The sequence below is a fragment of the Streptomyces sp. NPDC012508 genome, assembly GCF_042902595.1.
GTDB lineage: Bacteria > Actinomycetota > Actinomycetes > Streptomycetales > Streptomycetaceae > Streptomyces.
In genome coordinates this window covers 87,223-107,936 of record NZ_JBIBEO010000006.1, presented here as the reverse complement: position 1 = coordinate 107,936, position 20,714 = coordinate 87,223, and the positions used below count along the sequence as shown (strand labels likewise).

Genomic DNA, 20,714 nt, shown 5'->3' with positions numbered 1-20,714 from the left:
GTCCGGCGCCCGCCGTCAGTGCGGCCAGCGCGGGGGCTCCGTGCAGAAGTGGCCGCCCACATGGGCGTGTGCCGGATCGTCGTCCTTCGGCAGCCCCTGCTCGGCGATGATCCGTTCCGCGTACGGCTCCGAGTCGTCCTGCGGCTCGTAGCCGAGCCCCCGCGCGGAGGAAAGGTCCCACCACAGCCGGGTGTTGGCGGACGAGCCGTACACCACGGTGTGCCCCACGCCCTCGGCGGTGAGCGCCGCGTGCAGCAGCCGCGCGCCGTCGGCCGGGCTCAGCCACATCGACAGCATGCGTACCGAGGTCGGCTCGGGGAAGCAGGAGCCGATCCGTACGGAGACGGTCTCCAGGCCGTGCTTGTCCCAGTAGAACTGGGCCAGATCCTCGCCGAAGCACTTGGACAGGCCGTAGAAGGTGTCCGGGCGGTGCGGCGCGTCGACCGGGAGCACCGGGTCGTCCTCGCGCGGGCGCGGGGTGAAGCCGACGGCGTGGTTGCTGGAGGCGAAGACGATCCGGCTCACCCCCTCCTCCCGAGCGGCCTCGTAGAGGTGGTGAAGGCCGGTGATGTTCGCGGCCACGATCTTCTCGAAGTCCGCCTCCAGGGAGATCCCGGCGAGATGGACGACGGCGTCGACACCCCGGACCGCCTCGCGCAGCGCGTCGCGGTCGGCGAGGTCGGCGACGATCGCGTCCGGTGCGCCGTCGACGGGTGCCACGTCGAGCAGGCGGAGCTCGTAACCGTACGCGGGCAGCAGCTCGCGCATCAGCGTGCCGACGCCGCCGGCGGCGCCGGTGAGCAGGACGGTACGGGGTGTGGGCATGGGAGGAGTCTCCGTCCGTGGATCGTATTCACAAACGTGGACACGGTAGGGACGCGGCTCGTCGAGCGTCAAGAGCGCACACGAACCGTCAAGACCGCGCGACCGACACGGGTTTGAGCCTTGACCGGCGCTTCGGGGGTGGCTTAGCGTGAAGGCGTTCAAGAATATGGACAGCAATCATAATTGTGCACGACGGTGCACGACGGACTTCTCTGGGAGCGCCCGTGACCACAGCCCCGCTCGCCGAACGGCTCGACGGCCTGCTGTTCTTCCCCGTCACCGCCTTCGCCCCGGACGGCACCGTCGACCTCGACCTCTTCCGCGCGCACGTACGCGGGGGCATCGAGGCGGGCGCCGCCGCGGTCTTCGCCTGCTGCGGCACGGGCGAGTTCCACGCCCTCGCCCCCGAGGAGTTCCGCGCCTGCGTCGCCGCCGCCGTCGAGGAGTCGGCCGGCCGGGTCCCCGTCCTCGCCGGCGCCGGCTACGGCACGGCGCTCGCGGTCCGGTACGCGCGGCTCGCCGAGGAGGCCGGCGCGGACGGGCTCCTCGCCATGCCCCCGTACCTCGTCGTCGCCGACCAGGCCGGGCTCCTGCGCCACTACGCCGAACTCGCCGCCGCCACCTCCCTCGACGTCATCGTCTACCAGCGCGACAACGCGATCCTCACCCCCGAGACGGCTGTCGCCCTCGCCCGGACCGACGGGATCATCGGCCTCAAGGACGGCCTCGGCGACCTCGACCTGATGCAGCGGATCGTCAGCGCCGTCCGGTCCGAGGGCCTGGACCTGCTCTACTTCAACGGCCTGCCGACCGCCGAACTCACCGGCCTCGCCTACCGGGGCATCGGCGTCACCCTCTACTCCTCGGCCGTCTTCTGCTTCGCCCCCGACATCGCCCTCGCCTTCCATCACGCCCTCGCGTCCGGCGACGACCCGACGGTGGAACGGCTGATCGACGGCTTCTACCGGCCGCTCGTCGAACTCCGCGCCAAGGGACGCGGTTACGCCGTCTCCCTCGTCAAGGCGGCGGTACGGATGGGGGGCCTGGACGTCGGCGAGGTACGGCCGCCGCTCAGCGAGCCCGCGCCCGAGCATCTGAAGGAACTCGCCACGATCATCGAGCGCGGACGCGCGCTGCTGGGGGGCGACGCGTGAGGACCGGCACCTTCGTCTACCCCTGGGACGTCGTCGGCGATCCGGCCGCGCCCGGACGCCTCGCGGACCTGGGCCTCGCGAGCGTCACCCTCGCCTCCGCCTACCACTCCACCCGGGCCCTGACGCCCCGGCACCCCGGGCACCGCATCGTCACCGCCGAGCACGCCGCCGCGCTCTACCCGCCGGACGGCGCCCGCTGGTCGGGGCGCGCGCTGCGGCCGTACGAGGCGGGGGAGTGGGCGCTCGGCGACGCCTACGGCGAGGCGGCCCAGGCGCTCGCGGACGCGGGCCTGGAGGTCCACAGCTGGGTCGTCCTCGCCCACAACTCCCGCCTGGGCGCGGACCATCCGGAGACCTCGGTCGTGAACGCCTATGGAGACCGCTATCCCTGGGCGCCCTGCATCGCCCGGCCGGAGGTCCGCGCCTACCTGGTGGACCTGGCGGTGGAGGCGGCGGTACGGCCCGGGGCGGCCGGCACCGAGCTGGAGTCCTGCGGCTGGTACGGCCTCGCCCACCTCCACGCCCACGACAAGACCGCGGGCGTCGCGCTCGGCGACCGCGAGCAGTACCTGATGTCCCTCTGCTTCTGCCCCTCCTGCCGAGAGGGGTACGGGGAGGAGGGCGTCGACCCGGACGCGCTGGCGGCGGCCGTGCGGGGCACCCTGGAGCCGGTGTGGGCGGGGGGTGCTTCCGGACCGCCGGCCGGCTTCGAGGCGCCGGTCCTCGCCTGGCGCACGCGGACCGCCCGCACGCTCCAGGAGGCCGCCGTCGCCGCCGTCCGCGCGGCCGCCCCGCCCGGCTTCCGCGTCCTGCTCCACGCCGACCCGCTCCCGCACCGCTGCGGCGCCAACGTCGGCACCGACCCGGCCCATGTCCTCGGCGTCGCGGACGGCGTCGTCACCCCGGCCACGTCCGTTGCCCCCTTCGCCCGCGCGGCCGGACCGGACACCGTCCTCGCGGCCAACTTCGGTGTGGTGACGGGCATGGGCGGCTCCCCGGCCACGCTCGCCGAGGACGCGAAGCGGGCGGCGGCGGAGGGCGCCACCGAACTCCGCCTCTACCACGCGGGCCTGGCCTCCGACGCCGACCTGGCCCTGGTGGCGGAGGCGCTGCGGGCGCTCGGCTGAGACGGAAGCGGACGCTCAGGCGTCCGTCCCCGCCGGGGCATCGACGCGCGCGGCCACCCCTCGGCCGGCCAGGGCGGTCGCCCCGGCCAGGCCGGCGAGGGCCAGCAGCGGCAGCAGCACCCGCAGGTCGACGAGGGCGACCAGGGCCGCGCCCAGTGCCAGCGCGATCGCGTTCGGGACGAAGAGGAGCGTGTGAGCCGTCGCCGCCGCACGGCCCACGGCGTCCGCCGGGGCCTCCCGCTGGACCGCCGTCATGGCGGCGATCAGGACGAGCGGCAGACCCACCCCGATCAGGACGCTCGCCGCCAGAGCCACGCCGTCGTGCGGAACGGCGCGGGCACCGACCGCCAGGGCGAAGAGGGCCAGCCCGACGGCGGCCGCCGACCGCCCAGGCACGCGCCGCAGCACCGGCCCCGCCGCCAGACCCGTGACGACCGAGCCCACGCCCTGCGCCGCGTACAACACCCCGGCGTACGCGGGGGAGTGGCCGAGCCCCTGATCCACCACGGCGTAGACCGCCGCCCCGTTGACCCCGGCGAGCAGCATCGTGAACGAGCCCGTCAGGACGAGCGGGCGCAGGACCGGCGAGGAGCCGATCGTGCGCAGGCCCTCGCCGGTGTCGCGCAACCAGTGCGCCGAGGCCGGTCGCACCGGCTTCTCCTCCCGTACCCGCATCAGCGCGAACACCCCCGCGGCCAGCGCGAACGTCGCCGCGTCGAGCAGCGCCACCGGCCCCGCGCCGTACCGTGCGAAGAGACCGGCCGCGACGAGCGGGGCGATCAGCTTCACGCCCTCGCTGACCGTGGTCCGCAGCCCGTTGAAGTCCCCGAGCAGCCGTCTGTCGAGCGCGCTCGCCGCCAGGGCGACCTCCGCCGCGTCGTGGACGGTGCCCTGGATCCCGTACAGCACGAGGACGGCGAACAGCAGCCAGACACGGTCCGCCCTGTCGACCCAGAGCAGGGCCGGCAGCAGCGCCGCCATGGCCGCGTTCGACCACACCATCAGCGGCCTTCGCCGCACCCGGTCCGCGACCGTGCCGAGCAGCGGGCCGACGAGCACCGGCGCCCACAGCGCGAACACGGTCAGCGCCGCCAGACTGTCCGATCCGGTCAGGGACTTGACCCAGATCCCCGACGCCAGCCACATCGCCGTCGAGCCGAACCCCGACACCAGTACCCCGGTCAGATAGAGACCCGCTGTCCACCTCATGGCCGCAGCCTGGCGTCTGAGGCGGGGCGCACGGATCGGGCAGATGCCCTAGGGATGCCGACGAGCCCCGCGGGCCCGACGGTACGTCAGACGTCAGTACCTCTCCTCGACCTGCTCCGAGACCGCGAACTCGCCTTCGCAGTCCGGGCACGCGGCCCGCCCGAAGAGGTACGTCAGCCCCCGCGCCACCTCCTCCTGGCCCGACTCCAGGGCCAGGCGGCGCAGGCGCGCGGGGAGCGCGTCGAGGCCGGACGGGGGTGCCGGCAGCAGGGGCGCCTTGGGCGGGTCCGCCGTCACGTAGTCGCCCGCCGAGGCGAAGGTGCCGTGGTCGCCGAAGGCGATGAAGAGCTCCGAGGAACAGTGCGGGCACTCCACCTCGTACTCCCCCTCCACCAGACCCTCCAGACGCGTGGCGCTCCACACCCGTTCGCCCTCGAAGGCCAGGACGCACTGGAGCAGGTACACGAAGGCGGGCACGCCGTCCTTCGCCGCTTCGAGCAGCGGGCGGGCCACGGAGAGCAGTTCGGCGATCTCCTCCCCGTACCGCGCCGTACGCTCCTCGTCCGCCTCCGAGACGATGAGGCCCGCCATCAGTACGGCCTCGACCGGCTCACCGGCGGCCCGGCCCGTCGCGATCGCGGTCAGGAACGGCAGGGCGAGGAAGCTGTCGTCGTAGACGGACCCCTGGTGGCACAGGTCGTCCCACAGCTCGCTCCAGACCTTCTGGTCCTCCTCGCCGCCGAGCCGGGCGAAGGCCGCCCTCAGGTCGTCGGAAGGGCGCGCGCTCATGCCGCGGCCTCCTTCCGTGCCCGGTCCTCGTGCCGCAGGGCGGCCCAGGTGGTCAGGGCGCCCAGGCCCTCCCAGAGGCCCACGCCGAGGAAGCCGGTCGGGGCGCGGCCGGTGATGACGGCGAGGGTGAAGACGGCGCAGGTGAGGAGCCGGAAGGGGACCGTCCAGCGGAAGAACGGCTTCCAGTCCGCGAGCGCGGCCAGGCTGTAGTACACGCCCATATTGAGCGCCGCCATCGACGAGGCGGTGAGGAAGACCAGGGTGTGGTCCCCGTCCGCGCGGCTCCCGTCGGGTATGGGGTCGAAGCCCATGAGTGTGAGCAGGGCATCGGGCGACACCAGTCCGACCACCCCCAGCGCGGCGGCGAGCAGCCCGAAGACGGCCATGGTCCAGCCTGACAGGGAACGGGGCAGTCGCACGGCGGTCCTCCGCGGGTCGAAACTATGCTCGGTTCATGCGTGACCTTGCATACCGTGTCGCGGGGCCCGACGACCAATCGGCCCTCGCCGCGCTCGACGACTCCTTCAGCACCGAGTACGTCTACGAAGTCGCCTCCGGCGACGTCGGGTTCGGGCTGCGGCTCGTCGCCGTCGACCCGCCGCTGGTCAAGGTCTTCCCCGAGGAGGACGGCCCGGGCGACGACGGCCGGAGCGACGGTGGCCCGGACGACGAGGGCCGGAGCGACGGCGGCCCCCACGACGACCTGCACGAGATCGTGGCCGTCGACGCCGACGACACGCCCGTCGGCTTCATCGCCGTCGGTGTCGAGGAGTGGAACCGGCGGCTCGTCGTCCACCAGGTCACCGTCCACCCCGACCACCGCGGCCGCGGCATCGGAGGCGAGCTGATGCGCCGCGCCCTGGCCCACGGCCGCGAGCGCGGCGCCCGCACCGCCTGGCTCGAGGTCACCAGCGTCAACGTCCCGGCGGTACGGGCCTACCGGCGCATGGGCTTCCGGCTCTGCGGCCTGGACACCACGCTCTACACCGGCACCGAGTCCGAGGGCGAGACCGCCCTGTTCATGGCCAGGCCCCTGGACCGGTAGGTCAGCTCAGCGCCGCCTTCATCATCTTCTGGGCCACCGGCGCCGCGAGACCGTTGCCGCTGACCTCCGAGCGCGCCGCGCCCGAGTCCTCGATCAGCACCGCGACCGCGACCTCCTTGCCGCTGTCCGCGTCCTTCGCGTAGGACGTGAACCAGGCGTACGGCGTCTTGCTGTTGTTCTCGCCGTGCTGGGCGGTGCCGGTCTTGCCGCCCACCTCGGCGCCACCGATCGCCGCGTTCGAGCCCGTGCCCTTGTCGACCACGGTCACCATCGCGCTGCGCAGCTGCTCCGCCGTCGAGGACGAGACGATCCGCCGGGTGTCCCCGTCCTCGAAGGAGTCGAGCGTCTCACCGTCGGAGTCCACCACCTGCGACACCATGTGGGGCGCCGCCATGAGTCCGTCGTTGGCGATCGCCGCGGACACCATGGCGATCTGGAGCGGGGTCGCCGTCACATCGAACTGGCCGATACCGGTCAGCGCCGTCTGCGCCTTGTCCATGCCGGACGGATACACACTCGCGTAGGCGCGTACGGGCACGTCCTGCTGCTCGTCGTTGAAGCCGAACTTCTCCGCCATCGCCTTCACCTTGTCCTGGCCGAGGTCGACCGCGATCTTGGCGAAGACGTTGTTGCAGGAGTACTGGAGCGCGGTGCGGATCGTGGCGTTCTCGCAGGGCGCGGAGGGGTTCTCGTTCTCCAGGTAGCGGGTGGAGCCGGGCAGCCTGTACGGGTTCGGGCTTTCGGTCGCCGTGTCCACCGAGCCGTAGAGCCCGTCCTCCAGCGCGGCCGCCGCGACGACCAGCTTGAAGGTCGAGCCGGGCGGCAGCGGCTGCCGCAGGGCACGGTTGACCAGCGGCTTGTCCTCGTCCCCGGTCAGCTCCTTCCAGGTGGCGCCGTCGGTCAGACCGGCGATCGCGGCGGGGTCGTACGAGGGGGTCGAGACCATCCCCAGGATGCGGCCGGTCTTCGGATCGATGGCGACGGCCGCGCCCTTCTTGTCGCCGAGCGCCCTGTACGCGGCCTTCTGGACGGCCGGGTCGATGGTCGTGAGCACATCACCCGGCTCCTGCTGCTTGCCGGTGAGGGCGTCGAGCGGGTTCTTCAGCCGGGTGTCGGTGCCGTCCAGGACGTCGGAGTAGATGCCCTCCAGCTGCGTGGCGCCGTAGGCCTGGGAGCTGTACCCGGTGACCGCCGCGTACAGCTCGCCGTCGGTGTAGTCACGCTTGTACGCGAGATCGCCGCCCTCCGTCTTCTTCGAGCCCGTGACCGGCGAACCGGCCACGACGATGTTCCCGAGCGGCTGGGCGTACTGCGCCATGACCTGCCGCCGGTTCTGCTTGTCGTTCGCGAGGGCCTTGCCTTCGTACGCCTGCACCCAGGTCGCCCGGCCCAGCAGGGCCAGCACCAGGAGCAGCGAGAAGACCGAGGCGCGCCTGATCGTCTTGTTCATCCCATATGCGGGACGAGCGGGAGGGGGCGCGGCGTTCCGGATGTGTCCCGTTTCTCAGGAAACGTTCATGCGCGTCGGGGCGGTGCCCTAGGTTGCGATCCATGATCGAAGACGCGGTGCCGAAGGCCGAGGAGGCCTGGGTGGTCCTGGTCGAGGAGGAGACCACCCAGTCGGTGGAGGGGCACACCCACCACCGCTGGCACCTCACCGGGACCCACTTCGTCGGGAGCCGGGCCGCGGCCGAGGAACTGGCGTGGAAGCTGGCCAGGACCTACGTGCCGCGCGACGTGGAGCTCGACCCGGGCGCGACGGCCGCCCGGAAGGTGTTCCGGATCTCGGACGGCTCGTGGCTCGCCGAGGTGCGGCGGTTCGCCAGACGCGGCGTGCTGTGCCGGATCTCCGTGGGCGAGCAGGTGTATGAGCAGCAGTACGCGCCCCGGCCGGCGCGGCCGGCAGCCACCAGGACCTCGCCCGACCCTGAGGCCGAGTCCCCTCGCAAGCGCCGGCTCTTCGGCCGCGGGTAGCCCCGCGGTGTCCGGTGGTACTCCGCCGCACCCCCGCCGACCGGGTCCGCACCCGCCGTCATCCAGGGCTCACGAAACGCGACTCGTACGCCAGGATCACCGCCTGTGTACGGTCCCGTGCCCCCGTCTTGGCCAGGACCGCCGCCATATGGGTCTTCACCGTCGCCGGGCCCACCCCCATCCGTCCGGCGATCTCCGCGTTCGTCAGCCCGGTCGCCACCAGGCGGAGCACCTGCGCCTCCCGCTCGGTCAGCCGGGCCACCCAGGGCGGCGCCGCCGGGGGCCGGCGGCGGGCGTGCTCGGCGGCCAGGCCCCGTACCGCCGCCGGGTAGAGCAGCGAGTCGCTGCGCGCGACCAGCCGGACCGCGTCCACGAGCTCCTCCGCGCCGGCCCGCTTGAGCAGGAAGCCGGCCGCCCCGACCCGGAGCGCGTCATACACGTACGCGTCGTTCTCGAAGGTCGTCACGACCACGATCCGCGGCGGCTCCGCCATCCCGGCCAGGATCTGCTCGGTCGCCCGGATCCCGTCGACCTCCGGCATGCGGACATCCATCAGGACCACGTCCGGCCGCGCCTCGCGCACCAGCGACACGGCCTCGGCTCCCGTGGACGCCTCGCCGACGACCTCCAGGTCGGGCTCCGCGTCGAGGATCACCCGCAGCGCGGTCCGCACCATCCGTTCGTCGTCCGCCAGCACCACCCGGATCACCGGCTGCCTCCCCTTCCCACGCTCGGCGCGCCTCCGCGCTCCGGCTCACTCGCCGTCCCCAGCGGCAGGCTCACCGCGAGGCGCCAGACGCCGGGTGCCACCCGGCCCGCCTCGGACGTGCCGCCGAGGAGGCGGGCGCGTTCGGCGACGCCGCGCAGACCACGCCCGCCGTCGGGGCGGACCACCGGGGCGCGGGCGGGCAGCGGGTTCTCCATGATGATCTCCAACTCGTCGTCCGTCAGGGCGAGCCGCGCCGCCACGCGCTCCCCGCCCGCGTACCGTGCCGCGTTCGTCAGGCCCTCCTGGACGATCCGGTACGCCTCCCTCGACACGGCGTCCGGCACCCGGTCGAGCGCCCCGGTCACCGTCAGCTCCACGTGCCGCCCCGCGCCCCTCACCAGCGCGGCCAGCGCGTCGAGGCGGGGCCCCGGCAGCTCACCGTCGTCCTCGCCCTCGCGCAACAGGCCCAGCACCGAGTCCAGTTCGCCGACCGTGCGCCGGGTCGTCTCCTCGATCGCGGCCAGTGCCTCCCGTACGAACTCCACGTCGGTGTCCAGGACCCGGCGCGCCGCGCTCGCCTGGAGCGTCACCGCGCTCAGGGCGTGGCCGACGGAGTCGTGCAGTTCGCGCGCCAGCCGGTTGCGTACCGCCAGTTCGGCGGCGCGCCGCTCGGCCGCGGCGAGCCGGTCCGCCGGACTCGGTCCGAGCAGCCGTGGCGCCTGCCGCGCGAGGAAGGCCCCCGCGCCGGCGGCGACGGCGGCGAGCGCGAGCAGCATCAGCAGTCCGGCCGGGAGCGCGGCCCACTGGAGCCAGGGCCGGTCCAGACCCCAGAACGAGGCCGGCTCCGACTTCTGAAGCGCCTCCGAGAACGGCAGCGCCATCACCGTGACCGCGAACGGCGGCAGGGCCAGCGTCGCCCCGCTGACCAGCGCGCCGATCCCCAGATGGAGCGTGAACCAGCCCGACGTCCGGGCCTTCGCGCTCCGCCCCCGTGCGGGTTCCTCCGCGAGCCGGTCGCCCGCGACCCCGCACAGCGCCCGTACCGCCGCCACCGACATCGGCCGGGTCAGCGGGAAGAGCGAGGAGAGCGCGGCGAGCGGCAGGCCGACCGCGTAGGCCCCGAACTGCACGGTGAGACTGCCCCCGAACATCGACCCCTCGCCCGTGAACAGCCCCACGACCACCGTGCCGACCAGCCAGTACGGCATGAACAGGGCGCCCCCCAGGATCAGATGCACCCAGCGGAGCCTGGCGCGCCGGCCCAGGAGAGGTAGGAGAGGCGGCCTCACGCGCTCGCGCCCCGGCGGCGCAGGAGGACGGCCAGACAGCCGGCCAGCAGGAACCCGGTGATCATTTCCCCAGCGTAGGTCAGCCGCGCCAGGCCGGTGAACGCCTTGGCCGGATCGGTGTCCGGCATGAGCGTCGTCAGGGTCAGGAACGCGCCCCAGCAGCCCACTCCGCCCGAGCCGACCCAGGCAAGGCCGAGGGTCGTACGGACCGACAGCGACCGGGTCCGCCGCAGGACCAGCAGCAGCACGGTGACGACGGCCACGGCGATGAACAGCGTCCGCATCCACTCCAGGACGTAGAAGTCGTCGGTGCGCCGGGAGAGCTGCGCCGGCGAGAGACCCCGTGCCGAGCCCAGCCCCCACATGAGATGGACGGCGGCGGGCGCCAGCGCGAGAAGTGAGGCGGCGACGGCCGTGACGCGGGTGCCGGTGCCGCAGAGCCGCGCGGGCAGGTCGCCCAGGGTGCCGTGCCAGACGTGGCCCCAGCGGTCACGGGCGTAGAGGACGAAGAGGGCGCCGAGGGCGAGCCCCTGGATGATGAAGCCGCCGTAGACGACCCCGAAGACCCACTCGTCGAGGAAGGGTTCGCGCGGAGCGGCCGTGGTGTCCGGGCCGCTGAGGAGTCCGATGACGATCTGGGCCGGGAAGCCGACCATGATCGGGGCGATCAGGCCGGTCGCCACCCACATGGGGAAGGCGAGCAGCCAGGACGGGACGCGTCGTCCCCAGGGCTGGGTGAGCAGCAGCACGAGGACCACGACGGCGGCGTCCATCGCCACCGTGACCGCGTTGACGGTGGCCATCAGTCCGCGGTTCGTCATGAGCACGCTGCCGGCCGGGATACCGATCTCGCTGCCCGCGATCCAGGCGATCTTGAGCGAGATGTACGGGAGACAGGCCAGGACGGCCAGGCCGCGCAGGAGCCGGCGGCCGGCGCTCGGCCTGCCGGTGCCCGTGGGCGCGGGGGTTGGCGCGGGGGTGGGGAGAGGAGCGGTCTGCGTCATGGCTCCACGCTCCCGCGCGGGCAGGTACCCGCACCTCCTGCCCACCGACGAACCGCCTCCGCCGCACGGGGGAGACCGCCTCCGCCCACGGGGCGTCCCGGAGGAAGGACCCCCACCGACCGCCGGCCTCGACCGGCGGGCGCCCCGACACCTGGTGCCCCGACACCAGGCGGACCGGGGCGGCGGGGTCGGAGGCGCCGGGGTCGGAGGCGGCGGGGTCAGAGAGAGGCGGCGGGGTCGGAGGCGGCGGGGTCAGAGGCGGCGCGTCGCCAGGGTCAGACGGTCGCGGGCGTCGAAGAGCGCGTCCTTGATCATCTGCTCATGGCCGGGCGTCAGCCGGGCCACCGGCACCGAGCAGCTGATCGCGTCGCGTGCCGGCGTCCGGTACGGGATCGCGATGCCGAAGCAGCGCAGCCCGAGCGTGTTCTCCTCGCGGTCCACCGCGTACCCCTGCTCGCGGATGAGGTGCAGCTCCTCGATGAGCTTCTCGCGGTCCGTGATCGTGTGCTCGGTCAGCGCCGGCAGCGTCTCCGGGAGCAGCTTGCGGACCTGCTCGTCGCTGTGGGTGGCGAGCAGCGCCTTGCCCAGCGAGGTCGAGTGCGCCGGAAGCCGGCGGCCGACGCGCGTGAACGGCCGCAGATAGTGCTGGGACTGACGGGTCGCCAGATAGACCACGTTGGTGCCGTCGAGCCGCGCCATGTGGATCGTCTCGGTCGTGTCGTCGGAGAGCCGGTCCAGGGTCGGCCGGGCGGCGGCCACCACCTCGTCGCCGTCGATGTACGAGGTGCCGACCAGCAGCGCCCGCACCCCGATGCCGTACCGCGTGCCCGTCGCGTCCGTCTCCACCCAACCCAGCTCGACCAGCGTGCGCAGCAGCATGTACAGGCTGGACTTGGGGTAGCCGACAGCCTCCTGGACGGCGGCCAGCGAGTGCATTCCGGGACGCCCGGCGAAGTACTCGAGCAGTTCCACCGTGCGCACCGCGGACTTGACCTGGGCCCCACCCGTGTCGGCAGTCGACATTGCCCTCGCCCCTCTTCCCGTGCCTCTTGTGGAGTCGGCACGCCCGTCAATAGAGTCCTGATTCATCTACAGGAACTCTGTTCAGAATAGCGAACAGGGCGCACGGAGGGGCATGCGGTGGCAGCTGAACCAGTGTGGAGTGTGGACCCCCGGACGGGGAAGCCACGGGAACAGGTTGCGGTGGAGGCCACAGCGGACGAGATCGACGGGGCCGTACGTGCCGCGGCCGCCACCCGCGAGGCGCTCGCCGACCGTACGGCGCGGGCCGCCCTGCTCCGTACCGCCGCCGACCTCCTCGACGAGGCAGCGCCTCAGGTGATCGAGGCCGCCGACGCCGAGACCGCGCTCGGCCCGGTCCGGCTGACCGGCGAACTCGCCCGGACCACAGCCCAGTTGCGGGCCTTCGCGGACGTCGTCGACGAGGGCTCGTTCCTCGACGTACGGATCGACCTGCCCGACCCGACGACCACCCCGCCCCGGCCGGACCTGCGCCGCTGGAAGATCCCGCTCGGGGTCGTCGCCGTCTACGCGGCCAGCAACTTCCCGCTCGCTTTCTCCGTCCCCGGCGGCGACACGGCCAGCGCTCTCGCCGCCGGCTGCCCGGTCGTGATCAAGGCCCACCCCGACCATCCCGCGACCTCCGAGCTCTGCGCCTCCCTGCTGCGCCGGGCCGCGAGCAAGGCCGGGCTGCCCGAGGACGTGGTCGTCCTGGTCCACGGCTTCGACGCGGGCGTCGAGCTCGTCCGTCATCCGCTGGTCGCGGCGGCCGGCTTCACCGGTTCCGTACGGGGCGGGCGGGCGCTCTTCGACGCGGCGGCGGCCCGGCCCGTGCCGATCCCCTTCCACGGCGAACTCGGCTCGCTCAACCCGGTCGTGATCACCGGGGCCGCCGCCGAGGAGCGGGCCGCGGAGATCGGTGCCGGGCTCGCGGCCTCCGTGACCATGGGCCAGGGGCAGTTCTGCACCAAGCCCGGCTTCGTCCTCGCACCGGCGGGCGAGGCGGGCGACCGCTTCGTGTCCGCCCTCACGGACGCCGTCAGCCAGACCGAGCCCGGCGTGATGCTCGACCACCGGATGCGGGGCGCGTTCCTCACGGGAACGACCGAGCGGGCCGAACTCACGGGCGTCGCCGCCCCCGTGACGCCCGGCGCGGGCGGGGAGCACACGGTCAACGCGGGCATCCTGACCGTCGACGCCGGGGATGTGCTGGCCGGCGGCCACGACGCGCTGCTGGAGGAGTGCTTCGGGCCGGTGACCGTGGTCTCCCGCTACACCACCCGCGAAGAGATCACAGCGGTTCTCGCCCTGCTCCCGGGCAACCTCACCGCCACGCTCCAGATGGCCGACGAGGACCCGGAGGCCGCCTCGCTCCTCGCCGAACTCACCCCGCTGGCCGGCCGCGTGCTCGTCAACGGCTGGCCGACGGGCGTGGCGGTCGCGGCCGCGCAGCACCACGGCGGGCCGTACCCGGCCACCACCTCCACGTCCACGTCGGTCGGGGCGACCGCGATCGAACGCTGGCTGCGGCCGGTCACGTACCAGTCGACCCCACAGCACCTGCTGCCGCCGGAGCTGCGCGACGGCAACCCGCTGGACGTGCCACGCCGCTGACACGTCACGGCGAGGGCCGATCCCGGCGCCGGGCTCTGCGTGGCCCGGTCGTGCCGCACCCGGTGCGGGCCGGGCTCGGCGCGGACCGGGCCCGGCGAGGGCACCCGTCCCGACGCGGATGCCCCGGCGCTGGTCGGACCCTGTGCGGGGCGGGCTCGGCGCGGGGGCCGCGTGGCCCGGTCGTGCCGGACCGGGTGTGCGCCGGCACGGCCCGGTACGGGGCGCGGCACGGTCAGACGCGGATCACGATCTTGCCCGTGTGCGTGTTGGACTCCATCAGCCGATGGGCGTCGGTGATCCGCTCCAGGCCCTCGAAGGTCTCGGCGATCACCGGCGCCAGCGTGCCGTCCCGCAGCCCGGAGCCGATGAAGCCGGCGATCCGGGCCCGCCCCTCCGCGTCGGCCACCACCGCGCCGTTGGCGTAACCCCGCACCGTGAGCGGCCAGTTCATCGGCACCGTGGCCGGCCTGGGGTCGAGCCAGCCGTACAGCACCGCCGTACCGCCGGGCTCCAGGGCGTCCCCGAGCTCCGCGAACCCCGGCCCGCCGACCGCGTCGAAGACGAGCCGCGCACCGCGGCCCCCGGTGAATCGCCGCACCTCCTTCACCACGGACTCGCTCTCGGTGGTGATCACCCGCGCCGCGCCCAGATCGAGCAGCCTCCGCCGCTTGCCCTCGCCCCGCGTCGTCGCGATCGGCACCGCGCCGATCCGCCGCGCCACCTGGATCGCGGCCGTCCCCACGCCGCTGGACGCCCCCGTGATCACGACCGGGTCGCCGGGGCGCAGCCCGCCCGCCTCCACCATGCCGCCGTACGCGGTCGAGTACGTCAGCCACGCGGCGGCGGCGGTCACCGCGTCCACGCCGTCGGGCCTGGGCACCACGTACTCCTCGGGCAGCACCACGCGCTCGGCGTGCACCCCGTGCACCCCGAAGTCGAAGTTGGCCGCCGCCATGACCGGGTCACCGGGGGCGTACGCGGTGACGCCGGGGCCGGCCGCCTCGACCACCCCGGCCGCCTCGTAGCCGAGCCGGGAGCCGGGGAGCGTGGCCGGGTAGTAGTAGGTGCCCGCGCGGAACAGGGCCTCGGCGCGGTTGAGGCCGATCGCCTCCACCCGTACGAGCAGCTCGCCGGGGCCGGGCGCGGGAAGCGGGACCTCCTCCACGGTGAGCACCTCGGGGCCGCCGGTCTCGTGGAACAGCACCGCGCGTGTCGTCTGGCGGGTCGTCATGTCCTGTGGTGTCCGGGTCGTCATGGCATCGACCGTAGGCAGTCCGGGAGAGACGTTCCATGTTCCAAGACCTCCCCTCCATGTCCGTCCGTCTCGCGCTACCGTGCGGGCATGGACGTACTGAGCGATGCCGTCGCGGCCATGCGTACCGGGCGCCCGCACTCCTCCCGTACCGTCAACTCCGGTTCCTGGGGCTTCCGTTTCCCGCCGAGCGAGGGCGCGGGATTCCATGTGGTGGTCCAGGGCGCGGCCTGGCTCGTCCCGCCGGGCGGGGACGGCGGGCCCGTCGAACTCCGCCCCGGGGACGTGGCGCTGCTCGCCCACGGTACGGGCCACGGGCTGGCCGGCCGCCCCGACGCCCCGCTCGTCGACGCCGTTCAGGCGCCCGACGGCTCCTGGCGGACGCCGCCGGACCGCGCACCGGCGCGGGCCGACGACACCCTGCTGCTGTGCGGCGCGTACCAGGTGAGCAGGGCCCGGGCCCATCCCCTCTTCACCGAGCTGCCGCCGTTCGTGCACATCCCGGCCAGGCCCGGCGCGCACCCTCGGCTGCGCGCCGCGGTCGACCTGCTCGGCGCCGAACTCGCCGACCCGCAGCCGGGATCCGATGCGCTCGTGCCCGCCCTGCTCGACACCCTGCTCGTGCTGATGCTCCGCACGTGGTGGCTGACCGAGCGCCCGGGGCGGACCACCGGCTGGTCGGCCGCCCTGAGCGATCCGGCCGTCACCGCGGCCCTGCGTGCGATCCACGCGGAGCCGGCCCGGCCGTGGACGGTGGAGGAACTCGGCGCCGAGGGCGGCCTCTCCCGTGCGGCCTTCGCCCGCCGCTTCACGATGCTGGTGGGCCGGCCGCCGCTGGCGTATCTGACGTGGTGGCGCATGACGACGGCGGGCCGCCTCCTCCGCACGGACGACACCCCGCTGCGCACGGTCGCCCAACGCGCTGGATACGCCTCGGAGTTCGCCTTCGCCAAGGCCTTCAAGCGGGAATACGGCATGGCACCGGGCAGGTACCGGCGGGGAGCGTAGCCGCCCCCCGGATCACCCGCTCCGCCCCCGGCGGGCCCGCACGCCCCCGGCGGGCCCGAGCCTCGCGCTACGCCGAGCCTCGCGCTACGCCGAGCCCTGCGCCCGGACCGCGCCGCGCGCGGACCCGCGCCGCGCCCGGGACCCGCGCCCCGCCCGGGACCCGCGCCCCGCCCCGACCCGACCCGACCCGGGCCCCCGCCCCGACCCGAGCGGCGCGCCCGGGCCCCCGCCCCGACCCGAGCGGCGCGCCCGGGCCCGCGCCGCGCCCCGACCCGAGCCTCGCCCCGACCCGCGCCGCGAGCCCGGACCCGCGCCTGACCCACGCCGCGCGTCCGGGCTCGGACCCGCCCCGCCCCGACCGCCGCCGTGCGCCCGCAACCGGCACCGCGCCCCCTCGCGTCCCCGTCGGCGTGATCAGAACCGCGAGCTCCGACGACCTCGACGCCATAGCCGCCCTGCATCTGGAGGCCCGGTCCACGTACTACCGCGGCCATCTCGCCTACAGCGAGTTCGCCGGGCCCGAGGAGCTCGCCCGCTCGCGGGACGGGTGGCTCAAGGCCGTGGAGCGGGGTGACGTGCTCTGTGCCGAGTGGGACGGCGGGCTCGGCGGCGTCGCGGCGTACCGCAGGGGCGACGGAGCCGTGACGCTCACCCAGCTGCACGTCCGGCCCGACCACTGGCGTCGAGGTCTCGGCACCGCCCTGCACACCGCCTGCCTCGACGTCTGGCGCGCCGAGGGGATCGCCACCGCGCGCCTGCTGGTCTTCGAGAAGAACGAGCGGGCCCGCGCCTTCTACGCCGCCCGCGGCTGGATCCAGGACCCCGACACCCCGCGCTCCGGCACCCACCTCGTGCTCCGCCTCACAGTGGCGTCCGCCGCGGAATGAATCCGGCCGGCCGGTGCGTTCCCGCCACGGAACACCCCCACGACCCCGGAGAGAAGCAACAACATGCGCGTCGAGATCTGGAGCGACATCGCCTGCCCGTGGTGCTACATCGGCAAGGCCCGCTTCGAGAAGGGGCTCGCGGAGTTCGCCCACCGCGACGAGATCGAGGTCGTGCACCGCTCCTTCGAGCTCGACCCGAACCGGCCCAAGGGCGATACCGCGCCGGTGATCGACATGCTGGCGAAGAAGTACGGCCGGACCCTGGACGAGGCTCGCGCCATGGAGGCGCACGTCGCCTCCAACGCGCACTCCGAGGGCCTCGGCTACCGCACCGAGGGCCGTGACCACGGCAACACCTTCGACATCCACCGCCTGCTCCACCTCGCCAAGGAGCGCGGCCGGCAGAACGAGCTGCTCGACCTCGCCTACCGCGCGAACTTCGCCGAGGAGCGGTCCGTCTTCGACGCCGAGACCCTGGTACGGCTCGGGGTCGAGGCCGGCCTGGACGAGACCGAGGTCCGCACCGTGCTCGCCGACGAGACCGCGTACGCGGAGGCGGTACGGGCGGACGAGCGCGAGGCGGCCGAGCTCGGCGCGAACGGCGTGCCGTTCTTCGTCCTGGACCGCCGCTACGGCATCTCCGGCGGCCAGCCCGCCGAGGTCTTCACGCAGGCCCTCGAGCAGGCGTGGCAGGGGCGGGCGCTCCAGCCGGTCGGCGGCGACGCCGCGGCCTGCGACGTCGACGGCACCTGCTAGACCTTCTGCGCGGCGCCCACCCGCTCCGGCCTCGGAGCATAAGCGCCGCTTGGGGTTTCCCCATGATCATTTGTGATTGACGTGGGATCGGGGGAACCCCAGGCTGGTCCCATGGATGCCATGGAACCCCTCGGCGGAGCCGAGTTCGCGCCGCAGCAGACGTATCTGAACACCTCCGCCTGCGCGCTGCTGCCGCGCCGCACGATCGAGGCGATCACGCTCCTCGCCGAGGAGACCGCGGCCGGCCGCCCGAACGGGGCCGGCGACTTCGAGACCGTGGCCGAGGCCCGCGCCACCTACGCCCGGCTCATGGACGTCCACCCGGACCGGGTGGCGGTCGGCAGCTCGGTCTCCGTCCACGTCGGCATGGTCGCGCAGTCGATGCCCGCGGGTTCCGAGATCCTCTTCCCCGAGGGCGACTTCAGCTCCCTGATCACCCCGTTCACGGTGCGCGGCGACCTCAAGACGCGCTTCGTGCCGCTGGAGCTCCTCGCCGAGTCGGTCCGCCCCGAGACCGCGCTCGTCGCCTTCTCCGCCGTCCAGTCGGCGGACGGCAGGACGGCCGACTTCGCGGCGGTGCGGGCCGCGGCGGCCGCGCACGGTGCCCGTACGCTCCTCGACGCCACCCAGTCGGCGGGGTGGCTGCCGCTGCGGGCGGGGGAGTGGGACTACACGGTGGCCGGCGGCTACAAGTTCCTGCTCTGCCCGCGCGGGGCGTCCTTCCTGACCGTCACGGAGGAGGCGCAGGACTCGCTGCTCGCGATCCACGCGGGCTGGGTCACGGGCGAGGAGCTGTGGACCAACAGCTACGGTCCGGTGCGCGAACTGGCCCGCTCCGCACGGCGGTTCGACGAGCCCCCGGCCTTCCTCTCGTACCACGGCGCGGCCCGTTCGCTCGCGCTGCTCGAAGAGATCGGCATCGGGCGGATCGAGGCCCACAACAAGGCGCTCGCCGCCCGGTTCCGTGCCGGGCTCAAGGAGCTGGGGCACGCCCCGGTGCCGGACGTCTCCGGCGTCGTCGGCGTCCCGGGCCTCGGCGACCGTCAGTCCGCCCTGCTCACGGCGGGCGTCCTGATGTCCGCCCGCGCGGGCAACCTGCGGGCTTCCTTCCACCTCTACAACAGCTCGGCCGACGTCGACCGGGCCCTGGAGGTCCTGGCGGGCTGACGCGGGCGTCCAGGGCGCCCGGCTGTGCGGGCGCCGTCACCCCGCCGGGCGCGTAGGCCGCGGGCGGATGCCGGGGCGCCCCACCTCACGGTGCCGATGCCGGGACACCCGCGCCTCACGGTGCCGCCGCCCCGCATCCGTCCGTCTCCGCGCAGAGGTTCCCCTCGACCTTCGCCAGCAGACGGGTCAGTTCCGTCCGCTCGGCCGGGGTGAGTCCTGCCAGGGTGTACTCCTCCAGGCCCGTCCAGGCGTCCGCGACCCCCGTCCGCAGCGTGCCCCCGTCGTCCGCCGCCTCGACGAGGACCGCGCGGCGGTCGGAGGGATCCGGAGTACGGCGGACGTGACCGCTCTGCTCCAGTCGCTGGAGCATCTTCGTGACCGTCGACGGGTCCAGGCCCATGGCCTTGATCAGCTCCGACTGGCGTGCCGGTCCGCGGTCCCACAGGCACATCATCAGGAACTCCTGGCCTGGGAAGAGCCCGATCTCCTTGAGCAGCCGACCCGCGGCGATCCGGTGCAGCCGGGCCACGCGGGAGAGCCCGTGGCTCACCGGCCCGCCCTGCGCGGCGGACGGTACCGGACCCGTACAGACGGGCTCCGACGTCGGCACGGATGGGGACTCGGGCATCGATCGCTCCTCGCTGCGGCTGATGTCCCCAGATTACCTTGGTCGGCCAACTAATGCGTTACGGTGATGTCGGGCCACTTACTTGGCCGACCACATAAATCTCTGGGAGAGACCGGCTATGACCACCGCATTCGACCCGATCGACCTCTCCGGCGCCCTGCTCGCCAACCGCATCGCCATGGCCCCCATGACCCGCAGCCGCGCCGACGCCGTGGACCGGACACCGACCGCCCTGGTCGCGGAGTACTACGCCCAGCGCGCCTCCGCCGGCCTGATCATCAGCGAGGGCATCCAGCCGGTCGCGGAAGGCCAGGGCTACCCCAGCACCCCCGGGCTGCACAGCCCCGAACAGACCGCCGCCTGGCGCGCGGTCACCGACGCCGTCCACGCCCGTGGCGGCACGATCTTCGCGCAGCTGATGCACACCGGCCGGATAGGCCACCCCGACCTCCTCGACGGGGACCTCCACCCCGTCGGCCCGTCCGCCGTCCGCGCCGGAGGACAGCTCTACACGCTCGACGGCCTCAAGGACTTCGTCACCCCGCGCGAGCTGACCGCCGACGAGGTGCGCGCCACCGTCGCCGCGTACGCGGCCGCCGCGCGCAACGCCGTGGACGCGGGCTTCGACGGCGTCGAGATCCACGGCGCCAACGGCTACCTCGTCCATCAGTTCCTCGCCACGGGCACCAACCACCGGATCGACGAGTGGGGAGGCTCGGTCGAGAACCGGATCAGGTTCGCCGTCGAGGTGGTGAGGGCCGTCGCCGCCGAGATCGGCCCCGAGCGCACCGGCCTGCGGATCTCCCCGGCCAACCCGTACAACGACATCACCGAGACCGGGACGGAGGAGACGTACACCGCGCTGGTCGAGGCCGTCGACCCGATCGGTATCGCCTATCTGCACCTCATGGAGGCCGCCCCGGCCGTCCGCGAGCTGACCGTGGTGCTGCGCAAGCGCTTCTCCGGCGCGTTCGTCCTCAACCCGGCGACCGAGGGTCCGACCGGCGCCGCCGCGCTGGCCCTGATCGAGGACGGCACGGCCGACATGGTCGCGTACGGCGCGCTGTTCATCGCCAACCCCGACCTGCCGGCGCGGCTGCGGAACGACGGCCCGTACAACACGCCGGACCGCGCCTCCTTCTACGGCGGCGACCACCGCGGTTACACCGACTACCCGGCGCTGTGAAGGAGTTCGCGGGGGCCCCCGCACCACGGGCCCCCGCGCTCCCCGCCGCACCGACGCACGGCGCCGGGCTC

The 20,714-nt window shown here is 73.8% G+C and carries 21 protein-coding genes; 10 read left to right on the top strand and 11 right to left on the bottom strand.

Going from position 1 to position 20,714, the window contains the following annotated elements; translation table 11 throughout:
• Positions 1-15: 15 nt before the first annotated feature.
• Positions 16-825 carry an NAD-dependent epimerase/dehydratase family protein gene (locus ACFY8U_RS21160; protein ID WP_389572323.1) on the bottom strand — a complete coding sequence of 270 codons (810 nt, stop codon included), beginning with the start codon at positions 823-825 and terminating at the stop codon, positions 16-18.
• A gap of 224 nt (positions 826-1,049) precedes the next feature.
• On the opposite strand from ACFY8U_RS21160, the gene ACFY8U_RS21155 reads away from it, so the two are divergent.
• A complete protein-coding gene (locus ACFY8U_RS21155) occupies positions 1,050-1,979 on the top strand; it encodes a 5-dehydro-4-deoxyglucarate dehydratase (RefSeq protein ID WP_361432561.1) in 930 nt (309 codons plus the stop codon).
• Positions 1,976-3,106, top strand: coding sequence for a hypothetical protein (locus ACFY8U_RS21150; RefSeq protein ID WP_389572320.1), 1,131 nt, complete (start codon positions 1,976-1,978; stop codon positions 3,104-3,106). The genes ACFY8U_RS21155 and ACFY8U_RS21150 overlap by 4 nt, the downstream gene beginning before the upstream one ends.
• 15 nt (positions 3,107-3,121) lie before the next feature.
• Here ACFY8U_RS21150 and ACFY8U_RS21145 read toward each other — a convergent pair whose 3' ends face one another.
• From ACFY8U_RS21145 to ACFY8U_RS21135, 3 genes are all read right to left on the bottom strand, one after another.
• On the bottom strand, positions 3,122-4,315 hold the full coding sequence (locus ACFY8U_RS21145) for an MFS transporter (protein ID WP_389572318.1): 1,194 nt from the start codon (positions 4,313-4,315) through the stop codon (positions 3,122-3,124).
• Positions 4,316-4,408: 93 nt separating this feature from the next.
• The gene (locus ACFY8U_RS21140; RefSeq protein ID WP_389572315.1) at positions 4,409-5,104 is read right to left on the bottom strand and encodes a hypothetical protein; all 696 of its coding nucleotides are present in this window, start codon (positions 5,102-5,104) and stop codon (positions 4,409-4,411) included.
• Positions 5,101-5,490 (bottom strand): hypothetical protein, encoded by a 390-nt coding sequence (locus ACFY8U_RS21135; protein ID WP_389573244.1) that lies wholly within the window; start codon positions 5,488-5,490, stop codon positions 5,101-5,103. The genes ACFY8U_RS21140 and ACFY8U_RS21135 overlap by 4 nt, the downstream gene beginning before the upstream one ends.
• Positions 5,491-5,558: 68 nt before the next feature.
• On the opposite strand from ACFY8U_RS21135, the gene ACFY8U_RS21130 reads away from it, so the two are divergent.
• Entirely contained in the window at positions 5,559-6,149 is a 591-nt protein-coding gene (locus ACFY8U_RS21130) for a GNAT family N-acetyltransferase (RefSeq protein WP_389572313.1), read from the top strand.
• Position 6,150: 1 nt separating this feature from the next.
• On the opposite strand, the gene ACFY8U_RS21125 is transcribed toward ACFY8U_RS21130, so the two are convergent.
• On the bottom strand, positions 6,151-7,599 hold the full coding sequence (locus ACFY8U_RS21125) for a peptidoglycan D,D-transpeptidase FtsI family protein (protein ID WP_389572311.1): 1,449 nt from the start codon (positions 7,597-7,599) through the stop codon (positions 6,151-6,153).
• Positions 7,600-7,700: 101 nt separating this feature from the next.
• Here ACFY8U_RS21125 and ACFY8U_RS21120 point away from each other — a divergent pair, with 101 nt between their 5' ends.
• Positions 7,701-8,123, top strand: coding sequence for a hypothetical protein (locus ACFY8U_RS21120; protein WP_389572309.1), 423 nt, complete (start codon positions 7,701-7,703; stop codon positions 8,121-8,123).
• A 58-nt stretch (positions 8,124-8,181) separates the two neighbouring features.
• Here ACFY8U_RS21120 and ACFY8U_RS21115 read toward each other — a convergent pair whose 3' ends face one another.
• From ACFY8U_RS21115 to ACFY8U_RS21100, 4 genes are all read right to left on the bottom strand, one after another.
• Positions 8,182-8,829 carry a response regulator gene (locus ACFY8U_RS21115; RefSeq protein ID WP_389573241.1) on the bottom strand — a complete coding sequence of 216 codons (648 nt, stop codon included), beginning with the start codon at positions 8,827-8,829 and terminating at the stop codon, positions 8,182-8,184.
• Complete coding sequence (locus ACFY8U_RS21110; protein ID WP_389572307.1) at positions 8,829-10,070, bottom strand: sensor histidine kinase; 1,242 nt, start codon at positions 10,068-10,070, stop codon at positions 8,829-8,831. Before ACFY8U_RS21110 ends, ACFY8U_RS21115 begins: the two co-directional genes overlap by 1 nt.
• Positions 10,071-10,117: 47 nt before the next feature.
• Positions 10,118-11,125 (bottom strand): hypothetical protein, encoded by a 1,008-nt coding sequence (locus ACFY8U_RS21105; protein ID WP_389572305.1) that lies wholly within the window; start codon positions 11,123-11,125, stop codon positions 10,118-10,120.
• A gap of 252 nt (positions 11,126-11,377) precedes the next feature.
• On the bottom strand, positions 11,378-12,148 hold the full coding sequence (locus tag ACFY8U_RS21100) for an IclR family transcriptional regulator (RefSeq protein WP_361432545.1): 771 nt from the start codon (positions 12,146-12,148) through the stop codon (positions 11,378-11,380).
• Positions 12,149-12,265: 117 nt separating this feature from the next.
• Here ACFY8U_RS21100 and ACFY8U_RS21095 point away from each other — a divergent pair, with 117 nt between their 5' ends.
• On the top strand, positions 12,266-13,759 hold the full coding sequence (locus ACFY8U_RS21095) for an aldehyde dehydrogenase (NADP(+)) (protein WP_389572302.1): 1,494 nt from the start codon (positions 12,266-12,268) through the stop codon (positions 13,757-13,759).
• Between the two features lie 232 nt (positions 13,760-13,991).
• On the opposite strand, the gene ACFY8U_RS21090 is transcribed toward ACFY8U_RS21095, so the two are convergent.
• Positions 13,992-15,014, bottom strand: a complete 1,023-nt coding sequence (locus ACFY8U_RS21090; RefSeq protein WP_389572300.1) for a zinc-dependent alcohol dehydrogenase family protein — start codon at positions 15,012-15,014, stop codon at positions 13,992-13,994.
• 87 nt (positions 15,015-15,101) lie between these two features.
• Here ACFY8U_RS21090 and ACFY8U_RS21085 point away from each other — a divergent pair, with 87 nt between their 5' ends.
• From ACFY8U_RS21085 to ACFY8U_RS21070, 4 genes are all read left to right on the top strand, one after another.
• A complete protein-coding gene (locus ACFY8U_RS21085; protein WP_389572298.1) occupies positions 15,102-16,019 on the top strand; it encodes an AraC family transcriptional regulator in 918 nt (305 codons plus the stop codon).
• Between the two features lie 410 nt (positions 16,020-16,429).
• Positions 16,430-16,906, top strand: coding sequence for a GNAT family N-acetyltransferase (locus ACFY8U_RS21080; protein ID WP_389572296.1), 477 nt, complete (start codon positions 16,430-16,432; stop codon positions 16,904-16,906).
• A 63-nt stretch (positions 16,907-16,969) separates the two neighbouring features.
• Positions 16,970-17,662, top strand: coding sequence for a DsbA family oxidoreductase (locus ACFY8U_RS21075; RefSeq protein ID WP_361592622.1), 693 nt, complete (start codon positions 16,970-16,972; stop codon positions 17,660-17,662).
• A gap of 111 nt (positions 17,663-17,773) precedes the next feature.
• Positions 17,774-18,829, top strand: a complete 1,056-nt coding sequence (locus ACFY8U_RS21070) for an aminotransferase class V-fold PLP-dependent enzyme (protein ID WP_389572293.1) — start codon at positions 17,774-17,776, stop codon at positions 18,827-18,829.
• Between the two features lie 115 nt (positions 18,830-18,944).
• Here ACFY8U_RS21070 and ACFY8U_RS21065 read toward each other — a convergent pair whose 3' ends face one another.
• The gene (locus tag ACFY8U_RS21065) at positions 18,945-19,457 is read right to left on the bottom strand and encodes a MarR family winged helix-turn-helix transcriptional regulator (protein ID WP_389572290.1); all 513 of its coding nucleotides are present in this window, start codon (positions 19,455-19,457) and stop codon (positions 18,945-18,947) included.
• A 118-nt stretch (positions 19,458-19,575) separates the two neighbouring features.
• On the opposite strand from ACFY8U_RS21065, the gene ACFY8U_RS21060 reads away from it, so the two are divergent.
• Complete coding sequence (locus tag ACFY8U_RS21060; protein ID WP_389572288.1) at positions 19,576-20,643, top strand: alkene reductase; 1,068 nt, start codon at positions 19,576-19,578, stop codon at positions 20,641-20,643.
• The last annotated feature ends 71 nt before the right edge of the window (positions 20,644-20,714 follow it).